18 protein-coding genes are annotated in these 16619 nt (G+C 64.5%); 7 read left to right on the top strand and 11 right to left on the bottom strand.

Features of this window, described 5'->3' with window-relative positions; genetic code table 11:
* Entirely contained in the window at nt 1-471 is a 471-nt protein-coding gene (locus ACSFBF_RS02335; RefSeq protein WP_435464736.1) for a hypothetical protein, read from the top strand.
* An 18-nt stretch (nt 472-489) separates the two neighbouring features.
* On the opposite strand, the gene ACSFBF_RS02330 is transcribed toward ACSFBF_RS02335, so the two are convergent.
* On the bottom strand, nt 490-876 hold the full coding sequence (locus ACSFBF_RS02330) for a hypothetical protein (protein ID WP_435464735.1): 387 nt from the start codon (nt 874-876) through the stop codon (nt 490-492).
* Between the two features lie 98 nt (nt 877-974).
* Here ACSFBF_RS02330 and ACSFBF_RS02325 point away from each other — a divergent pair, with 98 nt between their 5' ends.
* Nucleotides 975-2261 (top strand): amidohydrolase family protein, encoded by a 1287-nt coding sequence (locus tag ACSFBF_RS02325; protein ID WP_435464734.1) that lies wholly within the window; start codon nt 975-977, stop codon nt 2259-2261.
* A gap of 76 nt (nt 2262-2337) precedes the next feature.
* On the opposite strand, the gene ACSFBF_RS02320 is transcribed toward ACSFBF_RS02325, so the two are convergent.
* Nucleotides 2338-3189: an NAD-dependent protein deacetylase gene (locus ACSFBF_RS02320; RefSeq protein WP_435464733.1), complete on the bottom strand. Its 852-nt coding sequence runs from the start codon at nt 3187-3189 to the stop codon at nt 2338-2340.
* A gap of 112 nt (nt 3190-3301) precedes the next feature.
* On the opposite strand from ACSFBF_RS02320, the gene ACSFBF_RS02315 reads away from it, so the two are divergent.
* Nucleotides 3302-3709 carry a GFA family protein gene (locus ACSFBF_RS02315; protein WP_435464732.1) on the top strand — a complete coding sequence of 136 codons (408 nt, stop codon included), beginning with the start codon at nt 3302-3304 and terminating at the stop codon, nt 3707-3709.
* On the opposite strand, the gene ACSFBF_RS02310 is transcribed toward ACSFBF_RS02315, so the two are convergent.
* The 7 genes from ACSFBF_RS02310 to icd form a co-directional block, all read right to left on the bottom strand.
* Complete coding sequence (locus tag ACSFBF_RS02310) at nt 3706-4152, bottom strand: DUF3574 domain-containing protein (RefSeq protein ID WP_435464731.1); 447 nt, start codon at nt 4150-4152, stop codon at nt 3706-3708. The genes ACSFBF_RS02315 and ACSFBF_RS02310 overlap by 4 nt on opposite strands.
* Nucleotides 4153-4176: 24 nt before the next feature.
* Nucleotides 4177-4911: a CatB-related O-acetyltransferase gene (locus ACSFBF_RS02305; protein ID WP_435464730.1), complete on the bottom strand. Its 735-nt coding sequence runs from the start codon at nt 4909-4911 to the stop codon at nt 4177-4179.
* A 12-nt stretch (nt 4912-4923) separates the two neighbouring features.
* Entirely contained in the window at nt 4924-6363 is a 1440-nt protein-coding gene (gene sbcB, locus ACSFBF_RS02300) for an exodeoxyribonuclease I (RefSeq protein ID WP_435464729.1), read from the bottom strand.
* The gene (gene cls / locus ACSFBF_RS02295; protein WP_435464728.1) at nt 6364-7809 is read right to left on the bottom strand and encodes a cardiolipin synthase; all 1446 of its coding nucleotides are present in this window, start codon (nt 7807-7809) and stop codon (nt 6364-6366) included. It abuts the gene before it with no gap.
* A gap of 112 nt (nt 7810-7921) precedes the next feature.
* Complete coding sequence (clpA, locus tag ACSFBF_RS02290; protein ID WP_435464727.1) at nt 7922-10243, bottom strand: ATP-dependent Clp protease ATP-binding subunit ClpA; 2322 nt, start codon at nt 10241-10243, stop codon at nt 7922-7924.
* Nucleotides 10244-10310: 67 nt separating this feature from the next.
* On the bottom strand, nt 10311-10670 hold the full coding sequence (clpS, locus tag ACSFBF_RS02285; RefSeq protein ID WP_042674481.1) for an ATP-dependent Clp protease adapter ClpS: 360 nt from the start codon (nt 10668-10670) through the stop codon (nt 10311-10313).
* Nucleotides 10671-10921: 251 nt separating this feature from the next.
* Nucleotides 10922-12181, bottom strand: coding sequence for an NADP-dependent isocitrate dehydrogenase (gene icd / locus ACSFBF_RS02280; protein ID WP_093073915.1), 1260 nt, complete (start codon nt 12179-12181; stop codon nt 10922-10924).
* Nucleotides 12182-12399: 218 nt separating this feature from the next.
* Here icd and ACSFBF_RS02275 point away from each other — a divergent pair, with 218 nt between their 5' ends.
* The 3 genes from ACSFBF_RS02275 (at nt 12400) to ACSFBF_RS02265 (ending at nt 13651) form a co-directional block, all read left to right on the top strand.
* A complete protein-coding gene (locus ACSFBF_RS02275) occupies nt 12400-12738 on the top strand; it encodes a cell envelope biogenesis protein TolA (protein ID WP_435458129.1) in 339 nt (112 codons plus the stop codon).
* Nucleotides 12739-12892: 154 nt separating this feature from the next.
* A complete protein-coding gene (locus tag ACSFBF_RS02270; protein WP_435458128.1) occupies nt 12893-13093 on the top strand; it encodes a hypothetical protein in 201 nt (66 codons plus the stop codon).
* A 99-nt stretch (nt 13094-13192) separates the two neighbouring features.
* Nucleotides 13193-13651 (top strand): DUF192 domain-containing protein, encoded by a 459-nt coding sequence (locus tag ACSFBF_RS02265; protein ID WP_435464726.1) that lies wholly within the window; start codon nt 13193-13195, stop codon nt 13649-13651.
* A 69-nt stretch (nt 13652-13720) separates the two neighbouring features.
* Here ACSFBF_RS02265 and ACSFBF_RS02260 read toward each other — a convergent pair whose 3' ends face one another.
* Together ACSFBF_RS02260 and xseA are read right to left on the bottom strand one after the other, a co-directional pair.
* Nucleotides 13721-14302 carry a superoxide dismutase gene (locus tag ACSFBF_RS02260; RefSeq protein WP_426388824.1) on the bottom strand — a complete coding sequence of 194 codons (582 nt, stop codon included), beginning with the start codon at nt 14300-14302 and terminating at the stop codon, nt 13721-13723.
* A 49-nt stretch (nt 14303-14351) separates the two neighbouring features.
* A complete protein-coding gene (gene xseA, locus ACSFBF_RS02255) occupies nt 14352-15665 on the bottom strand; it encodes an exodeoxyribonuclease VII large subunit (RefSeq protein WP_435464725.1) in 1314 nt (437 codons plus the stop codon).
* A gap of 313 nt (nt 15666-15978) precedes the next feature.
* On the opposite strand from xseA, the gene ACSFBF_RS02250 reads away from it, so the two are divergent.
* Nucleotides 15979-16611: a MotA/TolQ/ExbB proton channel family protein gene (locus ACSFBF_RS02250; RefSeq protein ID WP_042674017.1), complete on the top strand. Its 633-nt coding sequence runs from the start codon at nt 15979-15981 to the stop codon at nt 16609-16611.
* Nucleotides 16612-16619: the final 8 nt, after the last annotated feature.

Here is a 16619-nt window from a genome sequence, read left to right as displayed (position 1 = left end):
ATGACGACCAAGTCCAGCGCCGCGCGCGGCGCCCTGCTCGCGGCCTTGCTGGCGCTGGGCACGCTGAGCGGCACGGGTGCGCACGCGCTGGGCATGGATGTCGGCTACGAAGCCTTCAGGACGCCCGACGCGATCAGCTGGGTGCAGATGTGTGGCACCTGGGGCAAGGACCACCAAGGCACCTACCGCGTGCTGCATGCCGACCAGTACGCGCAGTCGTTCCTCTACGTGCAATGGATGACGCGCGACGCCAACGGCAGCCTGCGCGCCGAGCACACGGTGGCCATCGCCGAGCTGGACAACGACCATGCGGAAATCGCGCTGACCGACCTCACCTGCCGCGCCACGCCGCGCGGCATCGTGGTGACGGCGCGTGCATCGTCCGGGCATGAAGAGAAGCTGCGGCGGGTGACCATCGAGGTCGGGCCGGCGCCGGGGCAGTATCGCTACCGGGCGCAGAACACGCGCTGAGACGAAGCGTGACGACGTTCAGCGCTGGAACGATGTCGCCAAGCCATCGATGAAAGTGCTGAACTTGCGACAAGGAACGCCCTTGCGAACGATGTGTTCTTGCGCCTTCTTGTCGGCCATGCCGATGACTTCGAAAAGCAAAGCGTCCTGCTCATTTTCCGTCGCGAGGCCACGCCTCTTGCCTTCCGCCCGTACGACCTCGATCGTGCGCCGGAAGAGGGGTTCGTGCTGCCCCTGCCAAGCCTTGAGAACCGGGCCAGTCGGGACCTTCTGCCGCTCGCAATGATCGGACGCTAGCGAGGCATACTCGAAGTACAGAAGATTTTCCGTCGCAGCGCCGAAAGTCAGCGCGAAGCACGGCGGAGCACTGGCAAGCAAGACGGTCAGGGCGAAAGCTGCTTTCATCGGCGTATTTGAAGTTCGAGGCCGGCATTCTCAAGGTAATTCGCGCCGCAACGTCCTCGGGACTGAAAATAGCGCCACTCGATCTCAAAGCACCCACGATGCTCGACCTCCTCATCACCAACGCCACCCTCCCCGACGGCCGCACCGGCATGTCGATTGCCGTCGAGGGCGGCCGCATCGCCGAAGTGACCGAAGGCCTCGACGCTCCGGCGCACGAGACGCTAGACGCGCAAGGCCTGCTGCTCGCGCCCCACTTCGTCGACCCGCATTTCCACATGGATGCCACGCTCAGCTACGGCCTGCCGCGCGTCAACGAAAGCGGCACGCTGCTCGAAGGCATCGCACTGTGGGGCGAGCTGAAGCCGCTGCTCACGGCCGATGCACTGATCGAACGCGCGCTCTCCTACTGCGACTGGGCCGTGGCCAAGGGGCTGCTGGCCATTCGCTCTCACGTGGACACCAGCGACCCGAGCCTGCTGGCGGTTGATGCATTGCTCGAAGTCAAGCGCCAGGTAGCGCCCTACCTCGACCTGCAGCTGGTCGCCTTCCCGCAGGACGGCGTGCTGCGCTCCCCTGGCGGCGTCGAGAACCTGGAGCGCGCGCTCGACAAGGGCGTGGACGTGGTCGGCGGCATTCCGCATTTCGAGCGCACCATGGCCGATGGCGCGGCCAGCGTGAAGCTGCTGTGCGAAATCGCGGCCGCGCGGGGCAAGCTGGTCGACATGCATTGCGACGAGTCCGACGACCCGCTCTCGCGCCACATCGAAACGCTGGCCTTCGAGGCGCAGCGCCTCGGCCTACAGGGCCGCGTGACGGGCTCGCACTGCACCTCGATGCACTCGATGGACAACTACTACGTGAGCAAGCTGCTGCCGCTGATCGCGCAGAGTGGCGTGTCCGTCATCGCAAACCCGCTCATCAACATCACGCTGCAGGGCCGCCACGACACCTACCCCAAGCGCCGCGGCATGACCCGCGTGCCCGAGCTGATGGCCGCCGGCGTGAACGTTGCCTTCGGCCACGACTGCGTGATGGACCCCTGGTACGGCATGGGCTCGGGCGACATGCTCGAAGTGGCGCACATGGGCCTGCACGTGGCGCAGATGACCAGCCAGGCCGGCATCCGCCAGTGCTTCGAGGCGGTGACGACGAATGCGGCGCGGGTGATGCATCTGCAGGGCTACGGCATCGAGGCGGGCTGCGACGCGAGCTTCGTGCTGCTGCAGGCGCGCGACCCGGTCGAGGCGATCCGCCTGCGCGCCACGCGGCTCAAGGTGTTCCGCAAGGGTCGACTGCTGGCTGAAACGCCTGCCGCCACGGCGAGCCTGCATCTCGCGGGCCGAGGCGCTGCAACGAGCTGGATGGCGCCAAAGCACAGTTCATGAAACGTCCTGCGCGGATCTGTGTGGCACGGCTGCTGGTGCTGGCCCTGTCACCGGCAATGGCGGCGCCCGGCGAACGCTAGGCCACGCGGCCGGGCTGCAACTCGGGCGCCAGTTGCTGCGCAAGCGCTTCCAGCGCCTCGCCCACCGGCCGTTCGATCTTCAGCGCCAGCAGCGCGTCCGCGCGCGTGCGCCCCAGGTTCACCGCCACCACCGGCTTGCCCGCTGCGGCAGCGGCCTGCACGAAGCGAAAGCTCGAATACACCATCAGCGAGGAACCAGCCACGAGCACCGCGTCGGCCTCTTCCAGCGCCGAGAAGGCGGCCGTGACGCGCTCCTTCGGCACGCTTTCGCCGAAGAACACCACGTCGGGCTTGAGCAGGCCGCCGCAGTGCGTGCAAGTGGGCACGTCGAAGGCGGAGAAATCATGGCCCTGGAGATCGGCGTCGCCGTCGGGTGCCGCGCGGGCTTCCAGCGCGGCCCAGTGCGGGTTGCGCTGCCGCAGTTCGAGCTGCAGCGCCGCGCGTGCCGTGCGCCGCTCGCAGGCCATGCAGCGTACCGTGTCGATGCGCCCGTGCAGGTCGATGGCGCCGCGGCTGCCGGCCGCCTCATGCAGGCCATCGACGTTCTGCGTGAGCAGCAAGCCCACGCGGCCTGCGGCCTCCAGCCGCGCTAGCGCGCGGTGCGCCGCACCCGGACGGGCGCCGGCCATGGTCGGCCAGCCGATCAGGCTGCGCGCCCAGTAGCGCTGTCGCGTCGACTCCTCGCCCATGAAGGCCTGGTAGGTGACAGGCGACGGGCGCTTCCATTCGCCCTCGACGTCCCGGTAGTCGGGAATGCCCGATTCGGTGCTGCACCCCGCGCCAGTGAGCACGAAGAGCTTGCGGTGGCGGGTGGCGAAGTCGACGAGCGCGGTGGAATTGGCGTCCATCCGGGGAGCATACGTGGCAGCGCCGGAGGCTGCGCGGTGGGGGAAATAACCGGCCATTGCGCCCGCGGGCCGCTCTTCCTACGATGCCTGCTTCTCCCGAAAAGGAATTCGCATGCAAGTCCAGGGCGCCTGCCACTGCGGCCAGATCACCTTCGAAGCCGAGCTCGACCCAGACAAAGTCTCGCTGTGCAACTGCAGCGACTGCCAGGTGCTGTCGGGCTCCGCCTACCGCGTGTCGGTACCGGTGCCGGCCTCCAGCTTCCGGCTGCTGACTGGCACGCCGAAGACCTACGTGAAGACGGCAGACAGCGGTGCGCGGCGACGGCACGGCTTCTGCGCGAACTGCGGCTCGCCAATCTGGGCGGCCGCGGACAGCGACACGCCGCCCAGCTATGCGTTGCGCGTGGGAGCGCTGGCGCAGCGCGCATTGTTGCCCCCGCGTCGCCGGATCTGGTGCCGCTCCGCGCTGGCGTGGTCGGAAGACCTGAGTGGGCTACCGGCCATCGACGGGCAGCCTTAGAACCGCACGCAGACGGATTGCCGCTCCTGCAGCACAGCCTCTTGCGCGAATCGCTGGCGGTAAGTGCCGATGATGTTGGCGATGGCAACGTCGTCCTTGTCGCTGCGCGGATGCAGCAGCACCACCAGCTTGGAGCGCTCGCGCACCACATCACCCGACACGCCGCGCCACTGGCCAGCAGCATCGATCACCGTCAGGCCCTGCGGAAAGGCCGGCGTCATGGTGGTGTCGAGAAACCCGGTCCACTCTGCATCAGACACCTGTCCGCCCGAAGGAATGGCCCGGCCGAAATAGAGCGTGTCGCGCTCGAAGGTTTCGAAACTGCTCGCGCAGGTTTTCGCAGCGCCGGGCGTTGACGGCAAGGCGCTGCATCCGGCAAGCGCCGCGGCCACCGCGACAGTCGCCAGCACGGTGCGGATAAGGGGTGAGGTGCCTGTTGTCATTCGAAATACCTCCATGCGTCGTCGTCAACCCGGGAGAAAGACCAGCGGTGTGGGCTGGCCCTCGGCGGGCGGCGTGCCGTGGTCGAGCAGCCGCCAGCCGGGACTCCAGCGCGACAGACTGCCTTCGGCAACGGCGGCCTCCAGTGTCGACTGGGCTTTTTCAGGATGCTGCCAATCGAGCGCCAACGTGCGCAAGTCCCAGTCCCACCAGGGGCAGGCCTGGATGCGTTCGATGAGCGCGTCGGGAAACCGCTGGCGGATCACCCGAGCCGGCACGCCGCCCACGACGGTGAAAGAAGCCACGTCGCGCGTCACGATGGCGCCCGCGCCGATCACTGCGCCATCGCCGATGGTGATGCCGCTCTTGAGGCTCACCCTCGAGCCGATCCATACGTCATTGCCGATCACGACTGGCGAGTGCGACGGAAACTGGCCGACTGACTGGTGCCGGTAGGGTTCAGGGAAATTCGGCGCGTAGGCCAGCATGTGCGTCGTGAGCCAGCCGGCGGGATGGTCCGACAGGGTCTGCACGCCGTCGCCGATGGAGCAATAGCGCCCCATGCGCACGTCCACGAGCAATGCGCCAGGCGAGATGCTCGAATACGCGCCCATGGAGCATCCGCCATGCATCTGCACGGCGTGCCACACGCGCACCGGCGTCTCGAAGCGGAATGGCGTCGGCAGCAGTGAGCCTTCCGACAGGAAGAGCCCGTAGCTTTCGAGGCCCTTCGAGAGTTCGGCGTTGATCGTCAGGCTCATGGAAGGCGCGGATCAGGCCTCGGGCGCAATGGCCTCGGCGTATTCGTAGAGCGCGCCGAGGATTTCCTCGCCGCGCTCGTCGGCGTTCTCGGAGAGCGCATCGACCTCGCTGAAAAGCATCTCGATGGTGCGCGCCCCACCCTCGCCCTTGAAGAGCTTCGCCACGCGCAGGGCTTCCCAGCGTTCGGCCTCGTCCTCATTGAGCAGCTCGGGCCAGTTGCGTGCGCGGTAGCGGAACAGGATCTCGTCGAGCCGGCCGTCGTCGAAGCCGGTGCGGTCCTTGGCCAGCTCTTCGGGCGACAGGCCGCGCAGCTGGTTGAGGCGCCGGCGGTCGGCATTGCCGACGAAGCCGCCGTAGAGGTCTTCGTCGACATCGGGCGTGGCCTCCTTCGGCCGGGCATACACCTGCGACCAGATGGCGCTCATGTCGGGCAGGTCGCGCGCGATGGCGGCGTGGCGCATGGCTGTGTCGAGATCGATGCCCCAGCGCTCGGCCATGGCCGGCGCGAGCGTGCGCAGGTTGCCGACCACCATCGGCGACTTGTTGAGGTGCACGCCCTTCACGGGCAGGCGCACCACGCCTTCGGGCAGGTCGGCCGTGCGGGTGAACAGACGCAGCCGCAGCGTGTCGGCGTCGATGTCGCGCAGCTCGCTCGGGTCGTACGCAAGGTCCCAGGCCAGCAGTTCGTTCTTGTTGGTGGGGTGGCTGGCCAGCGGCCACATCACGGCCAGGCAGCCACGCTCGACCGGGAACATGCCCGAGACGTGCAGGAAGGGCTTCGCGGTTTCGCGCATCGCGGGCAGGCCGAGTTCGCTGGCGACGCGGTCCTTCTTGTGCAGGCTGAATGCGAAGTCGAACAGCTTGGGCTGCTTGTCGCGGATGAGCCGGGCCAGCGCGATGGTGGCGCGCACGTCGGAGAGCGCATCGTGCGCCGACTCGTGCAGCAGGCCGTTGGCGCGCGCCAGGTCTTCGAGCTTGAAGCTGGGCTTGCCGTCTTCCTTCTTCGGCCACTCGATGCCGTCGGGGCGCAGCGCGTACGTGAGGCGCACCACGTCGAGCAGGTCCCAGCGGCCGCAATCGTTCTGCCATTCGCGCGCATACGGGTCGATCAGGTTGCGCCAGAACAGGAAGCGCGTGACCTCGTCGTCGAAGCGGATGGTGTTGTAGCCGACACCGATGGTGCCCGGCTGCGAGAAGGCGCGCTCGATGTGCGCGGCGAATTCATGCTCGGGAATGCCGCGCTCCAGGCACACCTGCGGCGTGATGCCGGTGATCAGGCAGGCCTCGGGGCTGGGCAGGTAGTCCGGCGCGGGCTTGCAATAGATCATCAGCGGCTCGCCGACTTCGTTGAGCTCGGCGTCGGTGCGGATGGCAGCGAACTGCGAGGGACGGTCGCGACGCGGCACCGCGCCGAAGGTTTCGTAGTCGTGCCAGAGAAAGGTGTGGTTCATTCAGAGCAAGGGTGAAAACAAGCGCGCAATGGCGTCGCCGAGGCGGCGCCAGAAACTCTGGTGCCGGTTGGCGCGCACCGCGCCGGAACTGTGCAGGTCGGTCTCGAACTGCGCCGCCAGCGGCCGGGCCAGTTCCGGACCATAAACCACCGCGCACACCTCGAAGTTGAGGCGGAAGCTGCGGTTGTCGAAATTCGCGGTGCCGATCATCGCGCAATGGTCGTCGACCACCAAGGTCTTGGAGTGCAGCATGCGCGCCTTGTACTCCCAGACCTTCACGCCAGCGGCAATGAGCTCGTCGAAGTACGAGCGTGCGGCGGCGCTCACGATGGCCGAATCGCTGCGACGCGGCACCAGCAGGCGCACGTCGACGCCGCGCAGCGCGGCACTGGTGAGCGCCATCAGCGCCGGCTCGCCCGGCACGAAGTACGGCGTGGTGAGCCAGGCGCGGTGCGTGGCCGAGTGAATGGCCTCGACGTGCATGCGGTGGATGGCTTCCATCGCGTTGTCGGGGCCGCTGGTGACGATCTGCACGGGGATGTCGCCGGCTTCCAGCTGCGGCAGCATGGCATTCAGGGTGTCGTCCATGCCGCGCGGGTCTTCGCCGGTGGCGTAAGTCCAGTCTTCGAGGAAAGTGGTCTGCAGCCAGCGCACCGCGCTGCCCTCGATGCGCAGGTGCACGTCGTGATAGGCGTCGGGGTTGGTGCGCTTGTCTTCCTCGTCGGTGATGTTCACGCCGCCCGTGAAGCCGACGCGGCCGTCGCACACCACGATCTTGCGGTGGGTGCGGTAGTTGGTCACCGGGCGCAGTCGGCGACCGATCTTGGTGTCATGGAACAACGCGACCTTCACGCCCGCCTCGAGCATCGGCGCCATGAAATTGCGGCCGATGCGCTTGGAGCCCAGTGCGTCGATCAGCAGGCGCACCGTCACGCCCTGCTTCGCGCGCTCAATCAGCAGGTCGCGCAAGGCGGTGCCGATCTTGTCGGGCTCAAAGATGTAGTACTCGAGGTGGATGTGGTTCTGCGCGGCGCGCACGGCCTCGAAGATCGCGTCGAAAGTGCGTGCGCCGCCCGAGAGCAGCTCGACATCAACGGCGCTCGACACCGGCAGCCCACAGGTCGCAGTGCCCAGTTTGGCCATCTGCTGCAGCGCTGGCGGGGCGTTCTGCGCCGCGTCGCGCAGCCGCGCGACATCGGCTTGGGCGGAGGCACCGGCGCGGCTGCGCAGGCGCTTGAGCCGCTGTTTTTTCAGGCGCTGCGGCCCGAGGAAGTAGTAGACGACGAAGCCCGCGAACGGCAGCAGCGCCAGCGACAAGATCCAGCTCATCGTGGACACCGGCGCGCGCTTTTGCATCACGATCCAGATCGACAACACCGCGATGTAGCCGCTCCACGCCAGGGAGAGGCCGGTTTTCCATTCGTGGCTGAGTTCGGGGAGGATCAAGGCGAGGAGGCTTCGTGATTTCGGCGGTCCAAAGAAAAAGGCCGGCAGCGTGATGCTACCGGCCTTTGGAGGCGGTTCCGCAGCCTCATCGACCGCGGACTGCCCGGTTTCTTCAACCGGTTGCGGCTTCTTCCGCTTCTGGCTTCGACTTGCCTTCCTTCTTCGAAAGCGGCTGGATGTCGAGCAGCACTTCGTCCTTGTCGTCGAGGTCGACTTCAAGGCGTCCGCCGTCGGTCAGTCGACCGAACAGCAGCTCGTCGGCCAGTGCACGACGGATCGTGTCCTGGATCAGGCGCTGCATCGGGCGTGCGCCCATCAACGGATCGAAGCCCTTCTTCGCCAGGTGCTTGCGCAGCTTGTCGCTGAAGGTGACCTCCACCTTCTTCTCGCTGAGTTGCGTTTCCAGCTGGAGCAGGAACTTGTCGACCACGCGCAGGATGATGTTTTCATCGAGCGCCTTGAAGTTGACGATGGCGTCCAGCCGGTTGCGGAACTCGGGCGAGAACAGGCGCTTGATGTCGCCCATTTCGTCGCCCGCCTGGCGCGGGTTGGTGAAGCCGATGGTCGCCTTGTTCATGGTCTCGGCACCCGCATTCGTCGTCATGATGATGATGACGTTGCGGAAGTCGGCCTTGCGTCCGTTGTTGTCCGTCAGCGTGCCGTGGTCCATGACCTGCAGCAGTACGTTGAAGATGTCCGGGTGTGCCTTCTCGATTTCGTCGAGCAGCAGCACCGCGTGCGGCTTCTTCGTGACGGCCTCAGTCAGCAGACCACCCTGGTCGAAACCGACGTAGCCAGGAGGCGCGCCGATCAGGCGGCTCACCGCGTGACGCTCCATGTACTCCGACATGTCGAAGCGGATCAACTCGATGCCCATGATGTAGGCGAGCTGCTTCGCGGCTTCGGTCTTGCCGACACCGGTGGGGCCGGAGAACAGGAACGAGCCGATCGGCTTGTCGCCCTTGCCCAGGCCCGAACGCGCCATCTTGACCGCGGAGGCGAGCACTTCGAGTGCCTTGTCCTGGCCGAACACCACGCTCTTGAGGTCGCGCTCGATGGTCTGCAGCTTGCTGCGGTCGTCGTTGCTGACATTGGCCGGGGGAATGCGCGCGATCTTCGCCACGATTTCCTCGACTTCCGTCTTGCTGATGGTCTTCTTGCGCTTGCTCGGCGGCAGGATGCGCTGGGCGGCGCCGGCTTCGTCGATGACGTCGATTGCCTTGTCGGGCAGGTGACGGTCATTGATGTACTTGGCGCTGAGCTCGGCGGCTGCCTGCAGGGCTGCCACGGCGTACTTCACGCCATGGTGTTCCTCGAAGCGCGACTTCAGGCCCTTCAGGATGTCGACGGTTTCCTGCACCGACGGCTCGACCACGTCGACCTTCTGGAAGCGACGCGACAGGGCCGCATCCTTTTCGAAGATGCCGCGGTATTCCGTGAAGGTGGTCGCGCCGATGCACTTGAGCTGGCCGCTCGAGAGCGCCGGCTTGAGCAGGTTCGACGCGTCGAGCGTGCCGCCCGAGGCTGCGCCCGCACCGATCAGGGTATGGATTTCGTCGATGAACAGAATCGCGTTCGGCTTGTCCTTGAGCGACTTGAGCACGCCCTTCAGGCGCTGTTCGAAGTCGCCGCGGTACTTGGTGCCGGCCAGCAACGCGCCCATGTCGAGCGAGAACACGCTCGACTCGGCCAGAATTTCCGGCACGTCGCCCTGGGTGATGCGCCACGCGAGGCCCTCGGCAATGGCGGTCTTGCCCACGCCAGCCTCACCGACCAGCAGCGGGTTGTTCTTGCGCCGGCGGCACAGGATCTGGATGACGCGCTCGACCTCGTACTCGCGACCGATCAGCGGATCGATCTTGCCGTCCTTGGCCATCTGGTTGAGGTTTTGCGTGAACTGCTCGAGCGGCGATGCCTTCTCGTTGCGCTCGCCGCCACCGTCTTCGCCCTCGCCCGAAGGCGCTTCGCCGCTGCCCTTGACGGATTCAGGCGGATCGCTCTTCTTGATGCCGTGGGCAATGAAATTGACCACGTCAAGGCGGGTGACGCCCTGCTGGTGCAGGTAGTACACGGCGTGCGAGTCCTTCTCGCCGAAGATCGCGACCAGCACGTTGGCGCCGGTGACTTCCTTCTTGCCGTTGCCGGTGGACTGCACGTGCATGATGGCGCGCTGAATCACGCGCTGGAAACCCAGGGTCGGCTGGGTGTCTACATCATCGGTACCCGCCACCTGAGGCGTGTTGTCCTTGATGAAGTTGGTGAGCGACGCCCGAAGGTCGTCGACGTTCGCCGAGCAGGCGCGCAGAACTTCTGCGGCGCTCGGGTTGTCCAGCAAAGCGAGCAGCAGATGCTCCACGGTGATGAACTCGTGGCGCTGCTGCCGGGCCTCGACAAAGGCCATGTGCAAGCTGACTTCCAGTTCCTGGGCAATCATGTGATTTCCTTTTGCCTTGCTGTAAATAAGTTCTCAGATGGGTTGGAGCTTGCGCAATTCAACAGGTTCACGCAACTGGCTCACTGACACATTGCAGCGGGTGCCCAGCCTGCTGCGCCGCTTCCATGACCTGATTGACCTTGGTGGCCGCCATGTCGCGGGAATAGACCCCACAGACGCCGCGGCCATCGAGGTGGATCTTCAACATGATCTGGGTCGCGGTTTCTCGGTCCTTGCTGAAATATTCCTGCAGCACGACGATCACGAACTCCATAGGGGTGTAGTCGTCGTTCAGCATGACCACCTGGTACATCTGGGGCGGCGCGGTTTTCTGCGGCCGGCGCTCCAGGACGACCGAATCTCCGTCATCCCCGGCCGGCTTTTGGGCCGGCGGAGTGCTGGGAGTTTTGGGAATTCTCGTTGCCATGAAAAAGATTCTATAGAGCGTGCAAGCACCGTGCCGGCGAAAAAAACTTGGTGGCGCGTATCCGACAATTCAAGGGCATTGCGGCGGTTGCGACAGTATTTTTGATGGAGCGCGCCTGCGAAGAGTTTTAGGCAAAAAGGGGCGGCTGCTACCCGATCGAAGAGCCAATAAAAAGCCCTTGAATTCCTTCTGGAAGTTCAAGGGCTCATTGCATTTGCAACGACGTCGCAAGACGTCGAAGCGCGCGGCAATTACATGTGGTCGATCATCACCTGGCCGAAGCCCGAGCAGCTCACCTGCGTCGCGCCGTCCATCAGGCGGGCGAAGTCATAGGTGACCTTCTTGCTGGCAATCGATTTTTCCATCGAGCTGATGATCAGGTCGGCAGCCTCTTTCCAGCCCATGTGGCGCAGCATCATTTCGGCCGAGAGGATCTCGGAACCTGGGTTCACGTAGTCCTTGCCGGCGTACTTGGGTGCTGTGCCATGGGTGGCTTCGAACATGGCGACGGTGTCGCTCAGGTTCGCGCCCGGGGCAATGCCGATGCCACCGACCTGCGCGGCCAGCGCGTCGGACACGTAGTCGCCGTTGAGGTTGAGCGTGGCAATCACGCTGTATTCGGCGGGACGCAGCAGGATTTGCTGCAGGAACGCATCGGCAATGCTGTCCTTGACGGTGATTTCCTTGCCCGTCTTCGGGTTCTTGAACTTCATCCACGGGCCGCCGTCGATCAGTTCGGCACCGAACTCCTTGGCAGCAAGGCCATAACCCCAGTCACGGAAGCCGCCTTCGGTGAACTTCATGATGTTGCCCTTGTGCACCAAGGTGACGCTGGGCTTGTCGTTGTCGATGGCGTACTGGAATGCCTTGCGCACGAGGCGCTCGGTGCCTTCCCTCGACACAGGCTTGACGCCGATGCCCGAGGTGTTGGGGAAACGGATCTTCTTGACACCCATCTCGTCCTGCAGGAACTTGATGAGCTTCTTGGCCTTGTCGCTCTCAGCTTCGAACTCGATGCCCGCGTAGATGTCTTCCGAGTTCTCGCGGAAGATCACCATGTTGGTCTTGTGCGGCTCGCGCACCGGACTCGGCACGCCTTCGAAGTACTGGATGGGGCGCAGGCAGACGTAAAGGTCGAGTTCCTGGCGCAGCGCGACGTTCAGCGAGCGGATGCCACCGCCGACGGGCGTGGTCAGTGGGCCCTTGATGGAGACAACGTAGTCGCGCACAGCGTGCAGGGTTTCCTCGGGGAGCCAGACGTCGGGACCGTAGACCTTGGTCGACTTTTCGCCGGCATAGACCTCCATCCAGTGGATCTTCTTCTTGCCGCCGTAGGCCTTGGCCACCGCTGCATCCACCACCTTCAGCATCACTGGCGTGATGTCCAGGCCGGTCCCGTCGCCTTCGATGAAGGGAATGATCGGTTGGTCAGGCACATTGAGCGAGTTGTCTGCGTTGACCGTGATCTTCTGACCTTCGGTCGGGACTTTGATGTGCTGATAACTGGTCATGAGGGGGGATGGCTCCGGGATTGACGTAATTTTGACGACTGTCAGCGAATTCAGACACGGGGTGGATTCGCTGTACAGCCCGCGAACAAATCGCTGTACATTTTAGACGCAACCCATCAGCAAGCGTTTGTCAACCGGCGAGCCAATGGGCTCGTTAGTGGCTGACCTTCTGCTCGCCGGGAGGCGTTTCCAACCAATTCTCGATAGAGGAATCATCAATGAGCAAAATTCTCGCAGTCATGATCGCTGGCCTGTTCGCCGCTGGCGCCTACGCCCAAAACCCGGCCGGTACGACGCCTGAGCAAGGTAACGCCACCAACAGCAAGTCGCAGCAACGTGCCGAAACCAAGAAGGCCGCCAAGCCCGCTGGCCAAGTCAAGGCTCCCGCTGGCGACGAAGCCAAGACGCCCGAAGGCGGCGCCATTGGTGCCGACAAGGCTGCTGCCTCTGGCGAGAAGCGTGCAAGCACCCGCGACCAGCGTCGTCGCAACAAGGACGGCAGCGTGAAGCGCAAGTCGACCCAAGGCGGTACGCCTGACATGGCAGGCGCCAAGTAAGTCGGCCCAGCCCCAGAAAAGAGCGCTCTTCGGAGCGCTTTTTTTTTCGCCTGCCGCGAGCGTTCCGTTGTCAACCGCTGGAAGTGGCCTCCGTTGAATGTCTACCTTCCGCAGGGAGGGCAATCCAGATCAACGAATTTCAAAGGATATGTTCATGAACAAGCTGCTCGCAGCCCTGGTCGCCGGTCTCTTCGCTGCCGGTGCTTTCGCTCAACAAGCCGAACCCACCACCGCTGCTCCCGCAGCCGCTCCGAAGGCCGCCAAGCACGCGCCTGCCAAGAAGCATGCTGCGGCCAAGAAGCACAAGGTCAGCCACGTGGCCAAGGCCCACGCGGCCGCTGCCAAGAAGGTGTAAGCTTTCGCGCTCACCGGCAATGCCCGCATCAGCGGGCATTTTTATTGGCGTTTTTTTGATTTAGGCCGGGCCCTGACCCCGCCCTGAAAGAGTTGTCCGATGTTTCAGCGTCTAGCCGCCCTGCTTCTCGCGTCCGCATCCTTCATGATGTCGGCGCACGCCCAGCAGCAACCCCAGACCGACCTGCCGCGCACGCAGTTGTCGGTTGGCCTGTACAAGATCGATGCGCAGATTGCGCAAACGCCCCTGCAACGCGAAATCGGCCTGATGTTCCGCAAGGAAATGCCACAGGCCGAAGGCATGATCTTCGTGTTCGAGCAGCCTGCCACGCAGTGCTTCTGGATGCGCAACACGATCCTTCCGCTGACCGCCGCTTTCGTGGCCGACGATGGCCGCATCGTGAATCTGGTCGACATGCAACCCATGACCGAAAACTCGCACTGCTCCCTCGAGCCAGTGCGCTACGTGCTCGAAATGAACCAGGGCTGGTTCGCAAAGAAGAACATCAAGAAGGGCGCGAAGCTCGGCGGCGAGCTATTCGCAGCCACCAAGCGCTGAGCTTTTGCTGCCTGAAGCCTACAAAAAAGCCGACCCTTGAGTCGGCTTTTTTGATGGGAAAACCCAGGCTCAGCCGAAGTTCTTGGCGACGAAGTCCCAGTTCACCAGCTTGGCCAGGAAGGTCTCGACGAACTTCGGGCGCAGGTTGCGGTAGTCGATGTAGTAGGCGTGTTCCCAGACGTCCACGGTCAGCAGCGCGGTGTCTGCAGTCGTCAGCGGCGTGCCGGCGGCGCCGGTGTTCACGATGTCCACCGAACCGTCGGCCTTCTTCACCAGCCAGGTCCAGCCCGAGCCGAAGTTGCCCACGGCCGACTTCACGAAGGCTTCCTTGAAGGCGTCGTAGCTGCCCCACTTGGCGTCGATGGCCTTGGCCAGTGCGCCGGTGGGAGCGCCGCCACCTTGCGGCTTCATGCAGTTCCAGAAGAAGGTGTGGTTCCAGATTTGGGCGGCGTTGTTGTAGATGCCGCCGCTGGACTTCTTGATGATTTCTTCGAGCGTCAGCGACTCGAACTCGGTGCCCTTTTGCAGGTTGTTGAGGTTCACCACGTAGGCGTTATGGTGCTTGCCGTAGTGGTACTCGAGGGTTTCCTTCGAATACTCGGGTGCCAGCGCGTCGAGGGCGTACGGCAGGGGTGGGAGCACATGTTCCATGGTTTTTTCTCGTGGGTTGGTTGTGGGAATCAGGGATTCTAGGAAGTAATTATTGAGGCAGCGTCGGACGCGTTCCCGTCGCGTCGCCCGGCGTGACGGTCAGGTCGACTTCGCCATCGGCGAGCCGCGCCTTGACGGCGTCGCCCGGCGCCAGTTGCGTTGCGCTCACGATCGCATGACCGTCTGTATCGGTCAGCCATGCATAGCCGCGTTGCAAGACCAGTGCCGGATCGAGCAGTCGCATACGCAAGGCCACGCGCTCCAGACGCTCGCGACGCTGCACCAGCGCACGCCCCAGCTTCAGTGGAAAGTCGGCAGCGATTGACCGGGGCGCCTGCGACAGGCGCTCCCGTCTCGACAGCACCGCATACCGAAGGCGCTGCACATGGTGCGCCAGGCGCAGTTGCTGGCGCGTCACAAGGTTCGAGGGTCGGCCAAGGCGCCCCGCCGCCTGGTCGACGCGCTGCCCAAGGGCGTCAAGGCGTCCGCCCAGCGCATCGCCGAGACGCTCGTCAAGCAGATCGAGCGCGCCGAGCCACATGTCGCGCGGCGCGCTCACCAATTCCGCTGCGGCCGTGGGCGTGGGCGCACGCAGGTCGGCACAGAAGTCGGCGATGGTGAAGTCGGTTTCATGCCCCACGCCACTCACCAGCGGCACCGGACTCTGCACGATGGTGCGCGCCAGGGTCTCGTCGTTGAAGGCCCAGAGGTCTTCGATGGAGCCACCGCCACGCACAAGCAGGATCACGTCGACCGCAGGCGCGAGGTCATAGAGCGATTGCAGCGCCCGCACCAGTTCGGCCGGCGCATTGGCTCCTTGCACTGCCGCTGGTGCAAGCACGACCGGAATGTGTGGAACGCGCCTTCGCAGCGCCGTCACCACGTCGTGCAAAGCCGCCGCGCCCAGCGACGTGACGACGCCGACCGCACGCGGCATGGCCGGCAGCGCCCGCTTGCGCGCCGGATCGAAGAGCCCTTCGACTTCCAGGCGTGCCTTGCGTTGCATGAATTGCTCGAACAAAGCGCCCTGCCCGGCTCGCCGCAAACTCTCGACAACCAGTTGCAGATCGCCGCGTGGCTCGTACACCGCAAGACGCCCGCGCACCTCGACCTGATCGCCATCGCGGGGCGAAAAGTCGAGCAAACCAGCAGCCCGGCGGAACATCGCGCAGCGAAGCTGGCCGGACTCGTCCTTGAGCGCGAAGTAACAATGCCCACTTGACGCCCGCGAAAAGCCGGAGATCTCGCCGCGCACGGTCACCGGATTGAAGCGCGCATCGAGCGCGTCGGCCACCGCGTGGCACAACGCGCCGACTGCCCAGACACGCGGCCCAGGCGCGGAATTCGATTCACGCAAGTTCACAAAATGCACGCTCGGCCAAATGCCACTCTTCCACAACGGGCAGCACGGCCCCCGTCTTCAGACCCCCGTGCGAGGCAGGCGCACGGTTTCTCGTGCAAGCCATTGATTTCATTGAAAAAAGTGCTGCTCAAAATTCAGTCGATCTAGCGGAAAGGCCGCCCCATGCGGGTCCGGATGAGTTGCGCAGCAGGTTAATCACAAAGTTATCCACAGAATCTGTGCGTCCTTGCCGACACAAAAACAAGGCGCGTGCCGATGGTGGGCTCAGTGGATAATCGCCGCGCATTTGCAGTCTACGGGCCGGAGGATTTTCTTGTTTTCCATCATAGTTGCCGCGGGTTGGCCAATCTGGCCCTTGCTCGCTTGTTCAGTCATTGCGCTCGCGCTGGTTATAGAACGTTTCACGAGTCTCAAGACCGTGAGGGTACTGCCGCCGAAGCTGCTCGACGAAACCATCACCGTGTCGCACGGCGCCATTCCCGGGCCGGACATCGTGACCAAACTTGAACGCAACTCGATGCTCGGCCAGGTGCTGGCTGCGGGCCTGCGCGCGCTGAACGCCAATCCGCGCTGCACCGAAGACGACCTGCGCGCCGCCATGGAGGCCTCCGGCCGCACCGTGGCGCACAAGCTGGAGCGCTACCTGCCGGCGCTGGCCACCATCGCCTCGGCCGCCCCGCTGCTGGGGCTGCTGGGCACGGTGATCGGCATGATCGAGATCTTCGGCTCGCAGTCGCCGGGCAGCGGAGCCGTCGGCTCTGGCAACCCGGCGCAGCTGGCGCACGGCATCTCGATCGCGCTCTACAACACGGCCTTCGGCCTGATCGTCGCCATTCCGACGCTGATCTTCTGGCGCTATTTCCGCAGCCGGGTCGACGAGTACCTGCTGAACCTCGAACTCTCGGGCGAGCGCTTCGCCCGCCACCTGAACGCCCTGCGCAAATGACCCGCGCC

Source organism: Variovorax nivicola, assembly GCF_051216475.1.
In the GTDB taxonomy this organism is placed as follows: Bacteria; Pseudomonadota; Gammaproteobacteria; order Burkholderiales; family Burkholderiaceae_C; genus Variovorax.
Note: the sequence above shows the minus strand (reverse complement) of the source record. Positions and strands in the feature narration are given on the sequence as shown.

Coding starts and splice junctions, on each gene's coding strand:
- ACSFBF_RS02335 (WP_435464736.1), top strand. CDS start 1: ATGACGACCAAGTCCAGCGCCGCGCGCGGCGCCCTGCTCGCGGCCTTG.
- ACSFBF_RS02330 (WP_435464735.1), bottom strand. CDS start 876: ATGAAAGCAGCTTTCGCCCTGACCGTCTTGCTTGCCAGTGCTCCGCCG.
- ACSFBF_RS02325 (WP_435464734.1), top strand. CDS start 975: ATGCTCGACCTCCTCATCACCAACGCCACCCTCCCCGACGGCCGCACC.
- ACSFBF_RS02320 (WP_435464733.1), bottom strand. CDS start 3,189: ATGGACGCCAATTCCACCGCGCTCGTCGACTTCGCCACCCGCCACCGC.
- ACSFBF_RS02315 (WP_435464732.1), top strand. CDS start 3,302: ATGCAAGTCCAGGGCGCCTGCCACTGCGGCCAGATCACCTTCGAAGCC.
- ACSFBF_RS02310 (WP_435464731.1), bottom strand. CDS start 4,152: ATGACAACAGGCACCTCACCCCTTATCCGCACCGTGCTGGCGACTGTC.
- ACSFBF_RS02305 (WP_435464730.1), bottom strand. CDS start 4,911: ATGAGCCTGACGATCAACGCCGAACTCTCGAAGGGCCTCGAAAGCTAC.
- sbcB (WP_435464729.1), bottom strand. CDS start 6,363: ATGAACCACACCTTTCTCTGGCACGACTACGAAACCTTCGGCGCGGTG.
- clpA (WP_435464727.1), bottom strand. CDS start 10,243: ATGATTGCCCAGGAACTGGAAGTCAGCTTGCACATGGCCTTTGTCGAG.
- clpS (WP_042674481.1), bottom strand. CDS start 10,670: ATGGCAACGAGAATTCCCAAAACTCCCAGCACTCCGCCGGCCCAAAAG.
- icd (WP_093073915.1), bottom strand. CDS start 12,181: ATGACCAGTTATCAGCACATCAAAGTCCCGACCGAAGGTCAGAAGATC.
- ACSFBF_RS02275 (WP_435458129.1), top strand. CDS start 12,400: ATGAGCAAAATTCTCGCAGTCATGATCGCTGGCCTGTTCGCCGCTGGC.
- ACSFBF_RS02270 (WP_435458128.1), top strand. CDS start 12,893: ATGAACAAGCTGCTCGCAGCCCTGGTCGCCGGTCTCTTCGCTGCCGGT.
- ACSFBF_RS02265 (WP_435464726.1), top strand. CDS start 13,193: ATGTTTCAGCGTCTAGCCGCCCTGCTTCTCGCGTCCGCATCCTTCATG.
- ACSFBF_RS02260 (WP_426388824.1), bottom strand. CDS start 14,302: ATGGAACATGTGCTCCCACCCCTGCCGTACGCCCTCGACGCGCTGGCA.